The organism is Streptomyces sp. CNP082, from assembly GCF_059570535.1.
On sequence record NZ_JCANSZ010000001.1, the window covers coordinates 63,188 to 79,595 of the forward strand.

Genomic DNA, 16,408 nt, shown 5'->3' on the forward strand with positions numbered 1-16,408 from the left:
TACCCTTGGGCGGGGGTGCGGGGGACGTGGGGTCCCGCGGCGCCGCGGGAGACGCGGCCGGGTGTCTCAGACGCCCAGCAGGTGGTCCATCGCCAGCTGGTCCAGGTGCTCGAAGGCCATGCCGCGCTGCGCCGCCGCCTCCGGGTCGAAGTCCTCGTACGCGCCCCGGTCGGCGAGCAGCCCGGCGAGGCCGGAGCCGTCCGCGGTGGGCTGCGCCAACTGGTCCAGGCGCGAGGCGCGCAGCGCCTCCTGCACGGCTGGGTCGGCGCGGAAGGCGGCGGCGCGCTCCTTGAGGATGAGGTAGTTGCGCATGCAGCCCGCGGCCGACGCCCACACGCCCTCCTTGTCCTCGGTGCGCGGCGGCTTGAAGTCGAAGGTCTTCGGGCCCGCGTAGCCGGCCGTCTCCAGCAGGTCCACCAGCCAGAATGCGGCCCGCACATCGCCGGCGCCGAAGCGCAGGTCCTGGTCGTACTTGATGCCGTTCTGGCCGTTGAGGTCGATGTGGAACAGCTTGCCCGCCCAGAGCGCCTGGGCGATGCCGTGCGGGAAGTTGAGCCCGGCCATCTGCTCGTGGCCGACCTCGGGGTTGACGCCGTACAGCTCGGGGCGCTCCAGCCGCTCGATGAAGGCCAGCACGTGGCCGACGGTGGGCAGCAGGATGTCGCCGCGCGGCTCGTTGGGCTTCGGCTCGATGGCGAAGCGCAGGTCGTAGCCCTGCCCGGTGATGTACTCGCCGAGGAGGTCGAACGCCTCCTTCATCCGGTCGAGCGCGACGCGCACGTCCTTGGCGGCCCCGGACTCCGCGCCCTCACGGCCGCCCCAGGCGACGTAGACCGTCGCCCCCAGCTCCACCGCCAGGTCGATGTTGCGGATCGTCTTGCGCAGCGCGTAGCGGCGGACGTCGCGGTCGTTGGCGGTGAAGGCGCCGTCCTTGAAGACGGGGTGGGTGAAGAGGTTCGTGGTGGCCGCGGGGACGGCCATCCCGGTGGCGTCGAGCGCCTGGCGGAAGCGCTTGACGTGGGACTCGCGCTCGGTCTCGGAGGCGCCGAAGGGGATGAGGTCGTCGTCGTGGAAGGTGACGCCGTACGCGCCCAGCTCGGCCAGCTCGGTGACGGTCTCGACCGGGTCGAGCGGGGCGCGGGTCGCGTCGCCGAAGGGGTCGCGACCCTGCCAGCCGACGGTCCACAGGCCGAAGCTGAACTTGTCCTCGGGGGTCGGGGTGAACGACATGGCGGCTCCTTCGGCGGATCTATTTCGTAAGGCCGCTTTACAAAATAGGATGCCGACCGGGTCGGAGGGAAGAGCCGGCCGACGAGTCGCGGAGGACAGCAGCATGGGGCCCCTTGTCATCGGCGTCGACAGTTCGACGCAGTCCACCAAGGCGCTGGTCGTCGACAGCGAGACCGGGCAGGTGGTGGCGCGCGGCCAGGCCGCGCACGCCGTCAGCACCGGCGGCCGTCGGGAGAGCGATCCGGAGCAGTGGTGGGAAGCGCTCGGCACCGCGCTGGCCGCCTGCGGCGAGCCGGCGCGCGAGGCGGCGGCGGTCGCGGTCGGCGCGCAGCAGCACGGGCTGGTGACGCTGGACGCCGGCGGGCGGCCGGTGCGTCCCGCGCTGCTCTGGAACGACGTGCGCTCCGCGGCGCAGCGCGACCGGCTGGTCGCGGAGCTGGGCGGGCCGAAGGGCTGGGCGGAGCGCACCGGCAGCGTGCCGGCCGCCTCCTTCACCGTCACCAAGTGGGCCTGGCTCACCGAGCAGGAGCCGGACTCCGCCGCGGCCACCGCCGCCGTCCGGCTGCCGCACGACTACCTCACCGAGCGGCTCACCGGCGAGGCCGTCACCGACCGCGGCGACGCCTCGGGCACCGGCTGGTGGGACGCCGCGGCGGAAGGCTACGACACCGCGACGCTGGCGCACGTCGGCCTCTCCCCCGACCTGCTGCCGCGCGTGCTGCGGCCGGGCGAGGCGGCCGGTACGGTACGCATCGACGACCTGCCCGTTCCCCGCGGCGCGCTCGTCGCGCCCGGCACCGGCGACAACATGGCCGCCGCCCTGGGCCTGGGCCTGGCCGCCGGGCAGCCGGTGCTCAGCCTGGGCACCTCCGGCACCGTCTACGCCGTCTCCGGGCACCGCCCCGCCGACCCCACCGGCACCGTCGCCGGCTTCGCCGACGCGCGCGGCGACTGGCTGCCGCTGGCCTGCACCCTCAACTGCACGCAGGCCGTGGACCGGATCGCGGCGCTGCTCGGCCGCTCCCGCGAGGAGGTACGGCCCGGCGGCTCGGCCGTCGTGCTGCCCTTCCTGGACGGCGAGCGCACCCCGGACCTGCCGCACGCCTCCGGCCTCGTCCACGGGCTGCGCCACGACACCACCCCGGGGCAGGTGCTCCAGGCCGCGTACGACGGCGCGGTGCACGCGCTGCTGACGGCGCTTGCGGAGGTCTCAGGACCGGACGCCGACCCCGACGCGCCGCTGCTGCTCATCGGCGGCGGGGCGCAGGGCGCGGCGTGGCGCGAGACGGTGCGGCGGCTGTCGGGCCGGGCGGTGCAGGTGCCGCGGGCGCAGGAGCTGGTGGCCCTGGGGGCGGCTGCGCAGGCGGCGGGGCTGCTGCTGGACGAGGACCCGGCGGCGGTGGCCCGGCGCTGGAGCACGGCGGAGGGGCGCACGTACGGGCCGGTGGAGCGGGACGACGCGACGCTGGAGCGGATCAGCGCGGTGCTGGCGGACGCGGGCGCGCTGCTGCGCCGGGCGGGCTGAGGGGCCGAGGGCTGAGGGACCGGGAGGATTGAGGGGCCGGGAGGGCGGAGGGGCCGGGAGGGCGGAGGGGCCGTTCAGCCCGCGCGGACGAGCGTCACCCCCGCCGCCGCGCAGCGTCCCTCCAGGTCCTCCGGCGCCTCGGCGTCGGTCACCAGCGTCCAGCCCCGGGGCAGCCGGGTCCAGGCCGGTGCGTCGCCGACGGCCAGTTTCGTCGCGTCGGCCAGGACCACGACGCGGTGCGCGCGGGCGGCGACGCGCTCCTTGACCGCCGTCTCCTCCAGCGTCGGCTCGCCGATGCCGCGTCCGGGGTCGACGGCGTCCGCGCCGAGGAACGCCACGGAGAACGACAGCCGTTCCAGCGCCAGGTCCGTGAGCGGGCCGACCAGGCCGTGGCTGAGCGGGCGCACGCTGCCGCCGAGCATCACCACGTCGATGTCCGGTGCCCCGGCGAGCAGTTGCGCGGTCTCCAGGCCGCGGGTGACCACGACACTGCCGCCGGTGTGCGCGTCGGCTTCGAGCAACTGCCGGGAGAGCGCCGCGCAGGTGGTGCCCGCATCGACGAAGACGGCGCCGCTCCTGGGCACCAGCGCGAGCGCCGACTCCGCGATCGCGGCCTTGGCGTGCAGCCGGACCAGCGCGCTCTCCCCCACCGGCCGCTCGGGGAACGCCTCGGGCACCACCGCGCCGCCGTACGTGCGCGTCACCCGGCCGCCCTCGGTGAGCCGGCCCAGGTCGCGCCGTACGGTCGACGGGGACACGGCGAGCGCCGCGGCCAGCTCCTCCACCTGCGTGGTGCCTTCGCGGAGCAGCCTCAGCAGGGCTTCGTGCCGCTCACGCGTGCCGCGTCGCGCCGTCGGGTGGGCCACACGTGCCTCCGTCTGTCATCCGCCCGCCGCGGCGGGACCCGCGGCGGGCGGGGGTGGGTCAGCCGTACGTCCGGCGGATCCGCTCTGCGAACGGGCTGTAGTCCACGCCCGCGAGATACGCCGAGAGCATTGTGCCGTGATCGGCGCGGCCGGTGCCCGCGATATCGAAGGCCGTGCCGTGGTCGACGGACGTGCGCAGGATCGGCAGCCCGACGGTGACGGAGATGGTGCCGTCGAAGTCGTAGGTCTTGGCGGGGATGTGGCCCTGGTCGTGGAAGTGGGACAGCACGCCGTCGTAGCGGCCGACGAGGCCCTGGTGGAACACCGAGTCCGCGGGGACGGGCCCGTGGACGTCCAGGCCCTCGGCGCGGGCGGCCTCGACGGCGGGGGTGAGGTGCACGATCTCCTCGTCGCCGAAGGCGCCGTTCTCGCCGCCGTGCGGGTTGATCGCGGCGACGGCCAGGCGGGGCGACTCGGTGCCGAACACCCGCAGCGCGGTGACGGCCTCGCGGATCGACTTACCGACGCGCTCCGCGGTGATCTGGTCGAGCGCGGTACGCAGCGCCACGTGCCGGGTGGTGAAGAAGATGCGCAGATGGTGGCCTTCGGCCGCGGTGTTGCGCACGACGAACATGGTGTCCTGGCGGGTCACGCCGGTCAGCTCGCCGAGCATCTCGGTGTGGCCGAGGTACTTCGAGCCGGCCTTCCAGATCGCCTCCTTGTTGATGGGACCGGTGACGATCCCGGAGACCTTGCCGTCGAGCGCGGCGCGGGTGGCGACCTCGATGGCGGTGACGGCGGCACGGCCGGCGCGGGCGTCGACCTTGCCCCACTCCGGTACGTCCACGCCGAGTTCGCCGGTGTCGAAGACGTCGATGACGCCGGGCCCCGCCGGCTCGGCGTCGAAGCCGCTCACCGCGCGCACCTCGGCGTCCAGGCCGGCGGCGCGGGCGCCGCGGCGCAGCGCCTCGGCGTCGCCGACGGCGATGCCGTGGTGCCCGGTCTGCCCGGCGACCTCGGCGAGGGTGCGCGCCGTGATCTCCGGGCCGATCCCGACGGGGTCGCCGAGGGTGACGGCGAGGACGGGGTGTGTCATCGAGTTTCCTCCGTGGATACCCCCGCGTTCAGGCGGGGGAAGAATCGGACCCCTGCAGAGCAGGGCGGGAAAAGCCCGTTCGCCCCTCGGGCGGACAGGCGTGTAACATCGGCGCCGCCCGGTCGGCGGCAACCAAGCTGGCGGGGCCTACCGCCGGGCTGGCGGGATGTCAGGTCTGTGGAGCTGGCGTAAGACTGCTGGGCGTACCCACGTCCCCCGCCGTTAGTTCGGGGTAGCTGCTGTCGATGAAGCAGAAAACTCAACCCGCGAGGGCTGAATCCCCCTGTTTCAGCCGGGGGAGAGGTCAACGGTGGTTCCTCCTCGTGATGTTCGGGGGGGTCACAGGGTTCAACGTCTCCCGGCGGCCGGAACGTGCCGCCGGGCGGCGGCCGCCGCCCGGCGCAGATGGGCGACGCACGCGACGGTGGTGTCGGCGCCGCCGATCAGACCGCCCTTGGTGACGACCGGCAGCCCGGCCCAGTCGCCGCCGACGAAGCTGCCGGCGACCGCCAGCGGCTCCAGCTCCTCCTCGACGTCGAGCCCGGCCGCGCCCAGCGCGGCGAACAGGGCGGCGGAGACGTCGCCGCCGGTGGCGAAGAGGCCGTCGACGGGCTGTCGTTCGAGGGCGGTACGGACCGTGCGGGCCAGCTCCGCCGGCAACCGTGCCGCGTCCGCCGGGTCGAGCGCGACGACGTCGGCCTCGTCGAGCACCGTCGCGAGCAGCACGACCTCGCCGGGGCCCGCGGCGGCCAGCTCCGCCGCCAGCGCCTCGGCGGTGGCGGCGGGTTCGGGGACGGGGGAGCCGGGTGCGGTGACGGGGCGGACGACGCGCACCGGCTCGACGGCCCGCAGCCGGGCGAGCTGGGTGCGGGTCAGCGCGGTGGCCGAGCCGGAGACGGCGAGCACCGGCGCGCCCGCGGCGCGGCCGGTGATGCCGAGCGCGCGGGCCAGCGCCACCGAGCCGGGCCCGGAGTCGACGCCGGTCCACACGATGTCCCCGCCGCCGGCGGCGACGGCCGCCGCGGCCGTGCGCTCCAGGTGTTCGACGGTCAGCGCGTCGGCGACGACCACCTCGGCGCCGTCGGCGACCGCCTTGTCCAGATGGGCCTGGAGCGTCCCGGGCTCGGCGGTGACCACCGACAGCGGCACGCGGGCGATCCGCAGGTCCGCCTGCCGGCGCAGCAGCTCCGCGATGTCCGAGGTGGGCACGGGCGAGCGCGGGTCGCGGGCCAGCTCGGTCTCCTCCAGCCGCATGCCGTCGAGCAGTTGGGTGCCCTGCACGGTGTGCCTGCCCGCTTCGGGGTGGGCTGGGGCGCACAGCGCCACGGCCCGCCGGCCGGAGGCCGCGCGCACGGCCTCCAGCAGGGCTTCGGTGGAGGCGCCGACGTTGCCGCGGAGGGTGGAGTCGACGCGGTTGCTGATCAGTTCGGCCGGCCAGCCTGCGCGTACGGCCGCGGCCACCCGGCGCGCCGCCTCGGCGGGCGGGCTGTGGCGGCTGTCGGTGCTGACCACCACGGCGTCGAACTGCCCGGCGAGTCCGGCGAGGACGTCCGGCCCCTGGTCGGCCCCGACGGTCACGGCGCGCAGCCCGGCCCGGGCGAAGCCCGCCGCCGTGGCGTTCGCGCCCGTCAGGTCGTCCGCGGCCACCAGCACGGCCGCCCGCCGGCCGCCCGGACGTACGCTCGCCGGCCCGCTCATATGAACGTGCTCGCAACCAGCAGCAGCGGCAGGGAGCCGAGCCACACGGCCGTGGTGATGCCCGACCAGCCGCGGATGGCCGCGATCCCGTCGAGACCGGTGAAGCGGGTGACGACCCAGAAGTAGGAGTCGTTGAAGTAGCTGAAGACCATCGAGCCGGCGCAGCACGCCAGCGCGGCGAGCAGCGCGGATATCCCGAGACCGTCGACGAGCGGTGCGGTGACGGAGGCCGCGGTGATCATCGCCACCGTGCCGGAGCCCTGGGCGACGCGCACCAGCGAGGCGATGAGGAACGGCACCAGCACGCCCGGCAGGCTCCAGGAGGAGATGGCCTCGGCCAGCTCGTCGCCCACGCCGGTGTCGCGCAGGACCTGGCCGAGCGCACCGCCCGCGCCGGTGATGAGGATGATGAGTCCGGCGGACGCGGCGGCCTCGGAGAGCCAGCCGCCGACCTGGGTGCGGGTCGTCCAGCGGGGCAGCAGCACGTAGACCGCGAGCACGATGCCGATCAGGAGCGCCACGACGGGGCTGCCGATGAAGGCCAGGGCCTTCGGCAGGGCGGCGGGCTCGTAGTCGTCGGAGCCGACCGCGTCCTGGCGGTTCTGGTCGATGGCGGAGGCCACGGTGTTGGCCACGATGAGCAGCAGCGGCACCACCAGGGGCAGCGTGGCGAGGAACGCGTTCATCCGGTGCGGCTTCGCGCCGGGCGGCGGAGTGCCGAGGGCGGCGGCCGGGTCGCGCTCGGGCTCCAGGTCACCGTCGATGTCATCGCCCGGAGGGAGGCCGGCCGGGGGGAGGCCGGCCGGGGCGCCCGCGGAGCCGGCGCCGGCGGTGACCGCGGCCTTGCCGTACACGGCCTCGCGGACCTCGTCCGAGACCTCGCTCTCCAGCTTCGGGCCTATCCAGCGCGCGTACCCGACCACGACGGGCAGCAGCACGACGGAGAAGGCCAGGCCCGCCAGCACCAGCTTGCCGAGCTCGGCGTCGAGGATGCCGGCCACGCCCAGCGGGCCGGGCGTCGGCGGCACCAGGTGGTGCGTGAGGGTCATGCCGCAGCCCAGCGCGAGCGCGAGGGTCACATAGCCGGCGCGCTTGACGCGGGCTATGGAGCGGGCGAGCGGGTTCATGATCACGTAGCCGGAGTCGCAGAACACCGGGATCGAGACGACCGCGCCGGTCGTGCCCATCGCCCACGGCTCCCGGCCCTTGCCGAACGCCCGGACGAAGGCCCTGGCCAGCGCGTCCGCCGCGCCGGAGACCTCCAGGATCTTGCCCAGGCCCACGCCCAGGCCGATCACGATGCCGATGGATCCCAGCGTCGAGCCGAAGCCCGCGGTGATGGAATCGATGATGTCCGTGGCGGGCGCGCCCGCGACGAAGCCCGTGACCAGTGAGGCGACGAGCAGTGCGACGAAGGCGTCGAGCCTGGTGCGCAGCACGATGACGATGATCGTGGCGATACCGAGCACGAGCGCCGCCAAGAGCTGAAGATCCACGCCGATCTCCTCCGACTTTGCTGTGGACGTCCGTTCGGACAGGCACATCATGCACGCGCAACCTGCGCGAAACAAGCAGTCAATCCAAGATTTTCTGCGCAGTCCGCGCAACTATGGATTTCGGACCTGTCCCACATGCTCCGGCACCCCGCCACCAGGCCGTAGGGTCGTCGTGCCCGAGCCCGCCGTGACCCCCGTCACCGCCGCTCACCACCCGTTCCACCGCCCACTCGCCCGCCGCCCGCCCTGTCCGCTCACCGCCGTGAAGGAGTCGCCCGTGTCGGCGCCCTCTCCCCGCACGCAGCAGGCGCTGCGGCAGCGGAACCTGTCCCTGGCGCTGCGCGCCGTGGCCGCCGCGGGCCCGCTCTCGCGCGCGGCGGTCGCGGCGCGGATCGGGATGACGCGGGCGGGGGTCGCGGCCGTCGTGGAAGAGCTGCTGCGGGCGGGGCTGCTGGTGGAGCTGGGTCCGGGCCGCCCGGGCACGGTGGGCCGGCCCGGCAGCGCGCTGGCGCTCAACGACCGCGGGCCCTGCGGCCTCGGCGCCGAGATCGGCGTGGACCACCTCGCGGTCTGCGCGGTGGACCTGAGCGGCCGGGTACGGGCCCGGATCGCCGCCGACGCCGCGAACCGCGACCACCCGCCGGAGCCGGTGCTGGGGCGGCTCGCCGGGCTGATCGAGCAGGTCGCCGACCGCGTACGGGGCGAGGGGCTGACCCCGACCGGGCTGACGGTGGCGGTGCCGGGGCTGATCGCGCGGGACGAGTCCACGGTCGTACGGGCCCCGAACCTCGGCTGGCAGGGCGTCGGCCTCGGCGCGCTGCTTCCGTCCGCCCTGCCGGTCCGCGTGGGCAACGAGGCGAACCTCGGCGCGCTGGCGGAGCAGCGCCTGGCGGGGAGCGCGGCGGAGCCGTCCGGCGCCGCCGGGGACCGGGGCCCCGGCACCGGCCCCGCGGCTCAGCCCGCCGGCGCGCACCCTGCCCGAGGCGACCGCCCCGCCGGGCCCGGCCGGAACTTCCTGCACGTCTCCGCCGAGATCGGCATCGGCGCCGCCGTCGTCATGGACGGCGAACTGCTGCGCGGGGCGCACGGGTTCGCCGGGGAGCTGGGCCATGTGCCCGTGCGCCCCCAGGGGCGGACGTGCGCCTGCGGTGGGCGCGGGTGCCTGGAGCAGTACGCCGGCGAGGAGGCGGTGCTGCGGGCCTCCGGCATCGACCCGGAGCGGGCCCGCGCCGCACACCCCGGCCCCGGCGGGCGGATCGCCATGCTCGCCGCCCGCGCCGCCGGCGGCGACACCCGGGTGCGGGCGGCGCTGCGCGCGGCGGGCGGTGCGCTGGGCATAGCGGTCGCCGGCACCGTGAACGTCCTCGACCCCGAGACCGTGGTGCTGGGCGGCGCGCTCGCCGGCCTCGCGCCGTGGGTGGTGCCCGCGGTCGAACGCGAGCTGGGCCGCCGGGTCGCCGACCCGGCCCGTACCGTACGGCTGACCGTCTCGGCGCTCGGCGCCGACGGGCCGCTGCTCGGGGCCGCGCTCAGCGAGGTCGATGCCGTCATGGAGGCGCCGGGCGCCGTCGCCGCGGGCTGACCCGCGGCCTCCGGGCGCCCCCGTACCGCCGTGCCGGCCGGCCGCCGTCCGACTACCGCCTTTGGTGCGCCCATTGGCATGTCCTGCCATGTCTTGGCAGGCGCCTGACGTGTCCGCATGATAGATCCCGGACTGTCATGTACGCGCAAATGTCCCTCCGCTGTCAGGAGCCCCATGGACTTCGCGAACCTCCCCCGCAGGCGGCTGATCCAGGGCGCCGCCGCCGCCACCGCCGCGGCGGCCGGCCTCGGCGGCCTCGCCGCGACCCCCGCGCAGGCGGCCCAGTACCCCACGACGCACTGGATACCGGCCTCCCCGTCCAACTACACGGTCTCCAGCCGCCCGTCCTCGTACCCGGTGGACTTCGTGGTCGTGCACGTGACCCAGGAGTACTTCCAGGACGCCGTCGACATCTTCCAGAACCCCAGCCGCGCCGTCTCCTCGCATTACCTCATCGCCTCGGCCGACGGCTACATCGCCCAGCTCGTCCGGGAGAAGGACATCGCCTGGCACGCCGGCAACTGGGACTACAACACCCGCAGCATCGGCATCGAGCACGAGGGCTGGGTGGACCAACCGGCCTGGTTCACGGACGTGATGTACCGGCGGTCGGCGCAACTGACCGCCGCCATCTGCACCCGCTACGGCATCCCGCGCACCCGCGACCACGTCATCGGCCACAACGAGGTCCCCGGCGCCACCCACACCGACCCCGGCCCCAACTGGGACTGGACGAAGTACATGCGGCTGGTACGGGCCGCCTGACGGGCCGCGCCGGGGTCCCATGAGCACCCGGTGAGCGGCCCAGGGGTGTCGCCGCTCACCGGGCCCCTCGTCCCGTAAAGGTCAATGCACTTCTTGCATACCACTTGCATGATGTGGGAATCTGCCATCGCCTGAGCCGGTTACCGAAGCAGGGATGGTGAGCATGGCCCGCATCGCCGATGTCCGCGTCTACGCGCTCAAGTTGCCGCACGGCGAGGCGTATCTGGGGCGGCTCGACGACGGCAGCGACCTCACCGAGGACCGCGGGTACGTGGTCCGCGAACCCTGGCGCAGCCTGTACTCCGCCCGCTTCGAGACCCTGCTCGTCCGCGTCGTCGCCGACGACGGCGCCGAGGGCTGGGGCGAGGCGCTGGCACCGGTCGGCCCCGAGGTGCCCGGCATGGCCGTCGCCGCACTGCTGCGCCCCGCGCTGCTCGGCGCGCCCGCCGGCGCCGTGCGCCCCGCCTGGCACCGGCTGCGCGACCTGATGCGCGAGCGCGGCCACCTGACGGGCCACCAGGCCGACGCGCTCGCCGCCGTCGACATCGCCCTGTGGGACCTCGCCGGCCACCGCGCCGGCCTGCCCGTCGCCGAGCTGCTGGGCGGCGCGTTCCGCAGCGTGCAGCCCGCGTACGTCTCCGGGCTGCCCCGCGGCACCGACGCCGAGCGCGCCGCACTCGCCGCCGAGTGGGCCGCGCGCGGCGCGTACCGGATCAAGCTGCACCTCGGCCGCGGCGTCGAGGCCGACCTCGCCACCGTCGACGCCGTCCTCGCCGCCGACGAGCGGCTGCGCCTCGCCGTCGACGCGCACTGGGCGTACACCCCCGCCGAAGCCGCCCGGCTCGGCCGCGAGCTGCAGCGGCGCGGCCGGGTGCTGTTCCTGGAGGCGCCGCTGGCCCCCGAGGACGTCGAGGGCCACCGCGACCTGCAGCGCCGCCTCGACCTCCCGGTCGCGGTCGGCGAAGCCCTGCGCAACCGCTACGAGTTCGCCCACTGGCTCGGCCGCCGCGCCCTCGCGCTGGCCCAGCCCGACGCCGGCCGCACGGGCCTGACCGAAGCCCTCGCCATCGCCGAGCTGGCCGCCGCCCACCACGTCCCCGTCGCCCCGCACCACTCCACGGGCCTCGGCGTGGCCACCGCCGCGGGGCTGCACCTGGCCGCCGCGGTCGCCGACATGCCGTACTTCGAGTACCAGCCCACGACCTGGCAGGTCGCCGGCCGCATCCTGCGCACCCCGCTCGCCGGCGGCCCGGACACCGGCATCCCGCTGCCCGCGGGCCCCGGTCTGGGCGTGGCGGTGGACGCGGAGTTCGTCGCAGGCCACGCGCAGGAGATCACCGGGTGAGGAACGCCGGGACCGGCCCTCCCGCCGCCGCGCCGCCCCACCCGCACACCGCACGCAGCACCCCGACACGACCCGACCGCAGCGAGGCCGCACCGCATGCCGCGCGGCCGGCGGGGCGAACGAAAGGATCAGCAGCATGAGCCGGCCCGTACGAGGTCTCGTTCCCGTCCTCGCCACCCCCTTCCACCCGGACGGGAGCCTCGACCGCGCCTCGCTGCGCCGGCTCACCGAGTTCCAACTGCGCGCCGGCGCCGACGGGGTGGCGGTCTTCGGCATGGCCAGCGAGGGCTTCGCCCTCACCGCCGCGGACCGGGACGCGGTCCTCGCGGACGTCACCGAGGTGGCCGCCGGCGCCGTGCCGGTGGTGGCCGGGGTCAGCCCGACGAGCCTGGCGACGGCGCTGGAGCAGTGCGGGCAGGCCGTCGCGGGCGGCGCCGACGCGCTGATGGTGCTGCCGCCGTATCTCGCGAAGCCCGGCGCCCAGCAGCTCGTCGACTTCTACGGCGCGCTGGGCGAGCGCGCCGGGGCGCCGGTCATGGTGCAGGACGCCGCGGCGACGACGGGGGTGGCGATGCCGGTGCCGCTGATCACGGAGTTCGGCAAGCTCGAAGGGGTGGACTGGGTGAAGGTGGAGTCGGCGCCGACCGTGCCGAAGATCGCGGAGACGGTGGCGGCGGCCCCGGCCGGGTTCGGCGTGCTCGGCGGGCAGAACGCCTTCTTCCTGCTGGAGGAGCTGGCCGCGGGCGCGGTGGGGACGATGCCGGCGTGCGAGTTCACCGACGTGCTGCGGCCGGTGCTGGACGCGTGGGGCGCGGGCCGGTCGGCACAGGCGCACGGGGCGTACGAGCGGCTGCTGCCGCTGATCCGGTTCGGGATGCAGGCGGGGTTCGCCTGGGCGGTGCACAAGGAGGTGCTGGTACGGCGCGGGGTGATCGGCTCCGCGGCGGTCCGGCTGCCGGCGAAGGCGCTGACGGAGCCGCTGCGGGGACAGTTGGACGGGATCCTGGAGCGGCTGGCGCTGCCGCCGGTGGCCGCGGGCCCGGCGCGATGAGCGGGGTGGGCGGGGTCGGGGACGCAGGCGCGGGAGCGGGCGCGGGGCCGGGGCCGGACGCGGCCGTGGGCGGCGGCGGGACGGGGCCGGGGCGGCACGCGCAGGCGTCCCGCGGGGTGCTCGTCGTCGGGGGCGACTCGGCGATCGGGCGCGCGGTGGCCGACGCCTTCGCGGACGCCGGTGACCGGGTGGCCGGCTGCGGGCTGGCGGACTGCGCGCACCCGTCGTACACCGCGTACACCGTCGCCGACTGCGCCGTACCGGCCGGCGCCGCCCGCTGCGTCCAGAGCGCGGCGGCGGCGCTGGGCCGGCTGGACGTCGTGGTGCTGGCCGCGGCGGCGCAGCCGGTGGCCCGGGCCGCCGAGACCACCGACGAGCAGTGGCGGCTGGCTCAGTCCGCCACGCTGGACACGGCGTTCTACGTCGCCCGCGCGGCCCTCCCCCGGCTCGCGCCGGGCTCCGCGGTCGTCGCCGTCACCTCGGTGAACGCCTTCCTCGCCGCCCCCGGGCTGCCCGGCTACGCGGCGGCGAAGGCGGGCGTCGAGGGCCTCGTGCGCCAACTCGCCCTCGACTACGGCCCGCGCGGCATCCGCGTCAACGCGGTGGCGCCCGGCATGATCGGCGACCCGCCGCTGGCGCACGTGGCCGAGGGCTATCCGCTGGGCCGCACCGGCACCCCGCCGGAGGTCGCGGCGGCCGTGCACTTCCTGGCCTCCCCGGCGGCGTCGTTCATCACGGGCGCGGTGCTGCCCGTGGACGGCGGCCTCAGCATCTCCTCGCCCGCCGCCTGGCTCCGCCCGGATCTGCGGGAGCGCTTCCTGTAGCCGGAATCCCGCGTGCGCGTCGCCCGCTCCGGGTCCCGGACCTCCCCCGGCGGGGATCGCCCCGCGGCACCGCACCGCTGCCGAAGCGTTCGCGGATTGCGTGCTCGTATGCCGAGGAGCAGTCCCGTAGTACGGGGACCCGCCCCGCGCACAGGCAGCCGCGTGCCCCGGCCCGTCCCCTCCGGGCACGGGCCGGGGCACCGCAACGGGTCTCCCCGCTCAGCCCGTCGACACCTCCGTCCACTCCGACCACGCGCTCGTCCCGTCGCCGCGGACGCTGCGGACCCGTACCCGGATGTCCGTCCCCGCCGGCAGTTCCTCGATGCGGCTGAAGCCGCGGAGCCGGGTAGTCCACGAGCGGACCGGCTCGCCCGCGGCGTCCGTGACCTCCAACTCGTACGCCTCGTCGGCCGCGACGCCCCGCCACTGGAAGACCGCGCCGCCGGCGACCGGCTCCAGCGACTGCGCGTCCGGCGGCAGCGCGCCGGCCCCGGCCCGCGGCGTCACCTCCGTCCACGCCGAGGCCGTCTCGCCTGCCCCGCTCACCGCCACCACACGCACCCGGTGCGGCGCGCCGTCGGACAGCCCGGTGACGTCGCCGTGGTCGTCCTTGTGGACCACCGCCGTACGCACCGTCCCGCCGGCCGCCGCCTGCGCCTCGACGCGGTACGAGTCGGCGCCGGCGACGTGCGTGAACGCGGCGCGGACCGCGCCGGCCGCCGCCACCGTCTGCGTGACCTCCGGTGCCGCCGGCGCCGCCAGGTCCCGGTCGGCGACGGCGACTTCGTACCCCTGCGGGTCGAGGAGCCCGGCATGCTCGGTGACCGCCCCCGCGGCACCGCCGTCCCACACCACCGGCCGGATGAGCGCCTCGTCCCCGGGGCTGACCCGCGGCAGCGGGATGCTGCGCTGCGCCACCGTCGAGCCGTCCGCCGCAAGGGCCTTCCACCTGAGCCGGTATCCGCGCAGGATGTGGCTGGGCAGCTCACCGGCCGCACGCGGGGTGACGGTGATCTCGCTGCCGCCGTCCGCCGCCGCGACGTCCAGTCCGGCCACGGGGGCGTACGCGGCGCGCATCTGGTCGTAGTTGCGCTTCAGCCCGCCCCAGTCGGTCTGCACGCCCCAGCCGCGCAACTGGTTGGGCGAGGTGCCGGAGTAGCGGCTGCGGTAGTCGTCGAAGGTCCAGCGGGACACGCCGATGACCCATGGCAGGGCGGAGAGCTGTGCCGGGATGGCGGCGTCGCTCTTCGACGCGAACTCCACGCTCTCCCGGTCCGGCGTGAAGGTGTACCCGTCGGCGCTGAACTCGCTGACGAACACCGGCTTGTCCGGGAAGTGCGCGCGCAGCGCCCGCACCCGGTCGGTGAAGCCGCCGTACATGTTCACGGAGAGGAAGTCGGCGTACTGCAGTGCCTCGTCCTCGGGGCCTTCGATGCCGCTGAAGGTGTTGCTGACGTACGTCAGCGGACGGGAGTCGTCCAGTTCCGCCCGGGTGTAGTCGATCATCGACTTGACGAAGTGCCGCCCCGTCTCCGTGTTCCCGGCGATCTCGTTGGCGACCGACCAGGCGGCGATCGAGGCGTGGTTGGCGTCCCGCCGCACCATCTCGCGCAGTTCCGGCCGCCAGCGCTCGGGGTCGAGCGAGGCGTCCTTGCCCCACACGGAGATCTCGCCGATGTTCAGCATGCCGACCTCGTCGAGATAGTCGAGCAGTTCGGGCGACTGCGGCACGTGGTGGATGCGGGTCATGGTGGCGCCCGCCTCCTTCATCCGGTCGATCTCGGCGCGTACGACGGACATCGGCTCGGTGGCGCCGTGCACCCGGTCCCCGGGCACCCGGTTGAACCCGGCGGTGCGCACCCGCTCGCCGTTGAGCAGCAGCCCGTCGGGCGCGATGTCGATCCTGCGGAAGCCGAACCGGTCCGAGACGGCGTAGCCGGCGCGGCCCTGCCGGCTCAGCGCGACGGTGGCGCGGTACAGGCGCGGGTCGTCGGTCGACCACAGCCCGTACGAGCCGCGCGGCAGCCGGGCCGCCAGTTCCACCGTCCGCGTCCCGCCGGCCGGCACGGTGACGTCCCGGCCGCGCAGGACGCCCGCGGGCAGCGGCCGGCCGCGGGTGTCGGTGAGGGCGCCGTCGACGCGCACCGTGCGCTCGGTGCCGCCGGCGTTGGAGACGGTGACCTCGGTGGTCACGGCCGCGGTGCCGGCGTCGAGGTCGGGCTCGGCGACGACGTGCTGCCGCTCGATGCGCACCGCCGGGTCGACGGTGAGCGTGACGGGGCGGGAGATACCGCCCCAGGGCCAGGTGGCGCCGACGGCGTAGTCGTTGTTCGCCCGCACCGTCAGGGTGTTGGGGGTGCCGTCCCGCTTCAGCAGGTCGCCGACCTCGTACTCGAAGGGCGTGTAGCCGCCGACGTGGGTGCCGAGTTCCCGGCCGTTGAGGGTGACGGTGGCGGTGTAGTTGACGGCCTCGAAGCGCAGCCGGGCGACTTCGCCGGAGCGCAGCCGCGGGGTGTCGAACGTGCGCCGGTACCAGGCGTCGCCCTGGTGCTCGGCGTACGCGTCGTGCTGGTCCCAGTTGCCGGGAACGGGCATCGCGTCCCAGTCGGCGGGGTCGGCGGCCGGGTCGGTGGTGAAGCGCCAGGTGCCGTCGAGGCCGGTGGTGCGCTGCCCGGCGGTCGTCTGGTGGCCGGGTCCCCCGGCGTCGGCGGCGGGCAGGACGGCGGCCGGGCTCGCGGGGCCCCGCTCGTCGGCCGCAGCGGACAGGGCGGTGGCGGTGATCGCCCCGCAGAGCGCGGCGGCAAGTGCGGCGCGCAGGAGTCTGCGCATGAGTGGGAATCCTTTCCGTGGTGCGGTTCTGTCTCACGGACTGCGGGCGGGCGTCGAGGATTGCGGAGGTGTTCTCCGCCATGCGGTTCGAGCAGCCGAAG

Annotated in this window: 12 protein-coding genes; 6 read left to right on the top strand and 6 right to left on the bottom strand. The window is 75.5% G+C overall.

Going from position 1 to position 16,408, the window contains the following annotated elements; translation table 11 throughout:
• Window positions 1-66: 66 nt before the first annotated feature.
• The gene (gene xylA / locus B124_RS00265; protein WP_496500520.1) at window positions 67-1,230 is read right to left on the bottom strand and encodes a xylose isomerase; all 1,164 of its coding nucleotides are present in this window, start codon (window positions 1,228-1,230) and stop codon (window positions 67-69) included.
• Between the two features lie 103 nt (window positions 1,231-1,333).
• Between xylA and xylB the strand changes: the two genes are divergently transcribed.
• The gene (gene xylB, locus B124_RS00270; RefSeq protein WP_496500521.1) at window positions 1,334-2,755 is read left to right on the top strand and encodes a xylulokinase; all 1,422 of its coding nucleotides are present in this window, start codon (window positions 1,334-1,336) and stop codon (window positions 2,753-2,755) included.
• 74 nt (window positions 2,756-2,829) lie between these two features.
• Here xylB and B124_RS00275 read toward each other — a convergent pair whose 3' ends face one another.
• The 4 genes from B124_RS00275 to B124_RS00290 form a co-directional block, all read right to left on the bottom strand.
• Entirely contained in the window at window positions 2,830-3,621 is a 792-nt protein-coding gene (locus tag B124_RS00275) for a DeoR/GlpR family DNA-binding transcription regulator (RefSeq protein ID WP_496500522.1), read from the bottom strand.
• Between the two features lie 58 nt (window positions 3,622-3,679).
• Complete coding sequence (gene pdxA, locus B124_RS00280) at window positions 3,680-4,717, bottom strand: 4-hydroxythreonine-4-phosphate dehydrogenase PdxA (RefSeq protein ID WP_496500523.1); 1,038 nt, start codon at window positions 4,715-4,717, stop codon at window positions 3,680-3,682.
• A 348-nt stretch (window positions 4,718-5,065) separates the two neighbouring features.
• Complete coding sequence (locus B124_RS00285; RefSeq protein WP_496500524.1) at window positions 5,066-6,415, bottom strand: four-carbon acid sugar kinase family protein; 1,350 nt, start codon at window positions 6,413-6,415, stop codon at window positions 5,066-5,068.
• Window positions 6,412-7,911 carry a GntP family permease gene (locus tag B124_RS00290; RefSeq protein WP_496500525.1) on the bottom strand — a complete coding sequence of 500 codons (1,500 nt, stop codon included), beginning with the start codon at window positions 7,909-7,911 and terminating at the stop codon, window positions 6,412-6,414. Before B124_RS00290 ends, B124_RS00285 begins: the two co-directional genes overlap by 4 nt.
• Before the next feature lie 277 nt (window positions 7,912-8,188).
• Here B124_RS00290 and B124_RS00295 point away from each other — a divergent pair, with 277 nt between their 5' ends.
• The 5 genes from B124_RS00295 (at window position 8,189) to B124_RS00315 (ending at window position 13,478) form a co-directional block, all read left to right on the top strand.
• Window positions 8,189-9,493: an ROK family protein gene (locus B124_RS00295; RefSeq protein WP_496500526.1), complete on the top strand. Its 1,305-nt coding sequence runs from the start codon at window positions 8,189-8,191 to the stop codon at window positions 9,491-9,493.
• 174 nt (window positions 9,494-9,667) lie between these two features.
• Window positions 9,668-10,258: an N-acetylmuramoyl-L-alanine amidase gene (locus B124_RS00300; protein WP_496500527.1), complete on the top strand. Its 591-nt coding sequence runs from the start codon at window positions 9,668-9,670 to the stop codon at window positions 10,256-10,258.
• 163 nt (window positions 10,259-10,421) lie between these two features.
• Window positions 10,422-11,603, top strand: coding sequence for a mandelate racemase/muconate lactonizing enzyme family protein (locus tag B124_RS00305; RefSeq protein ID WP_496500528.1), 1,182 nt, complete (start codon window positions 10,422-10,424; stop codon window positions 11,601-11,603).
• 136 nt (window positions 11,604-11,739) lie between these two features.
• Entirely contained in the window at window positions 11,740-12,654 is a 915-nt protein-coding gene (locus tag B124_RS00310) for a dihydrodipicolinate synthase family protein (RefSeq protein ID WP_496500529.1), read from the top strand.
• Window positions 12,651-13,478, top strand: coding sequence for an SDR family NAD(P)-dependent oxidoreductase (locus B124_RS00315; protein WP_496500530.1), 828 nt, complete (start codon window positions 12,651-12,653; stop codon window positions 13,476-13,478). The genes B124_RS00310 and B124_RS00315 overlap by 4 nt, the downstream gene beginning before the upstream one ends.
• A 219-nt stretch (window positions 13,479-13,697) precedes the next feature.
• Here B124_RS00315 and B124_RS00320 read toward each other — a convergent pair whose 3' ends face one another.
• Window positions 13,698-16,307 carry a glycoside hydrolase family 2 TIM barrel-domain containing protein gene (locus B124_RS00320; RefSeq protein WP_496500531.1) on the bottom strand — a complete coding sequence of 870 codons (2,610 nt, stop codon included), beginning with the start codon at window positions 16,305-16,307 and terminating at the stop codon, window positions 13,698-13,700.
• Window positions 16,308-16,408: the final 101 nt, after the last annotated feature.

What these genes read in the sequence shown, in the direction of transcription:
- xylA (WP_496500520.1), bottom strand. Translation starts at nt 1,230, where the DNA reads ATGTCGTTCACCCCGACCCCCGAGGACAAGTTCAGCTTCGGCCTGTGG.
- xylB (WP_496500521.1), top strand. Translation starts at nt 1,334, where the DNA reads ATGGGGCCCCTTGTCATCGGCGTCGACAGTTCGACGCAGTCCACCAAG.
- pdxA (WP_496500523.1), bottom strand. Translation starts at nt 4,717, where the DNA reads ATGACACACCCCGTCCTCGCCGTCACCCTCGGCGACCCCGTCGGGATC.
- B124_RS00285 (WP_496500524.1), bottom strand. Translation starts at nt 6,415, where the DNA reads ATGAGCGGGCCGGCGAGCGTACGTCCGGGCGGCCGGCGGGCGGCCGTG.
- B124_RS00300 (WP_496500527.1), top strand. Translation starts at nt 9,668, where the DNA reads ATGGACTTCGCGAACCTCCCCCGCAGGCGGCTGATCCAGGGCGCCGCC.
- B124_RS00305 (WP_496500528.1), top strand. Translation starts at nt 10,422, where the DNA reads ATGGCCCGCATCGCCGATGTCCGCGTCTACGCGCTCAAGTTGCCGCAC.
- B124_RS00310 (WP_496500529.1), top strand. Translation starts at nt 11,740, where the DNA reads ATGAGCCGGCCCGTACGAGGTCTCGTTCCCGTCCTCGCCACCCCCTTC.
- B124_RS00315 (WP_496500530.1), top strand. Translation starts at nt 12,651, where the DNA reads ATGAGCGGGGTGGGCGGGGTCGGGGACGCAGGCGCGGGAGCGGGCGCG.
- B124_RS00320 (WP_496500531.1), bottom strand. Translation starts at nt 16,307, where the DNA reads ATGCGCAGACTCCTGCGCGCCGCACTTGCCGCCGCGCTCTGCGGGGCG.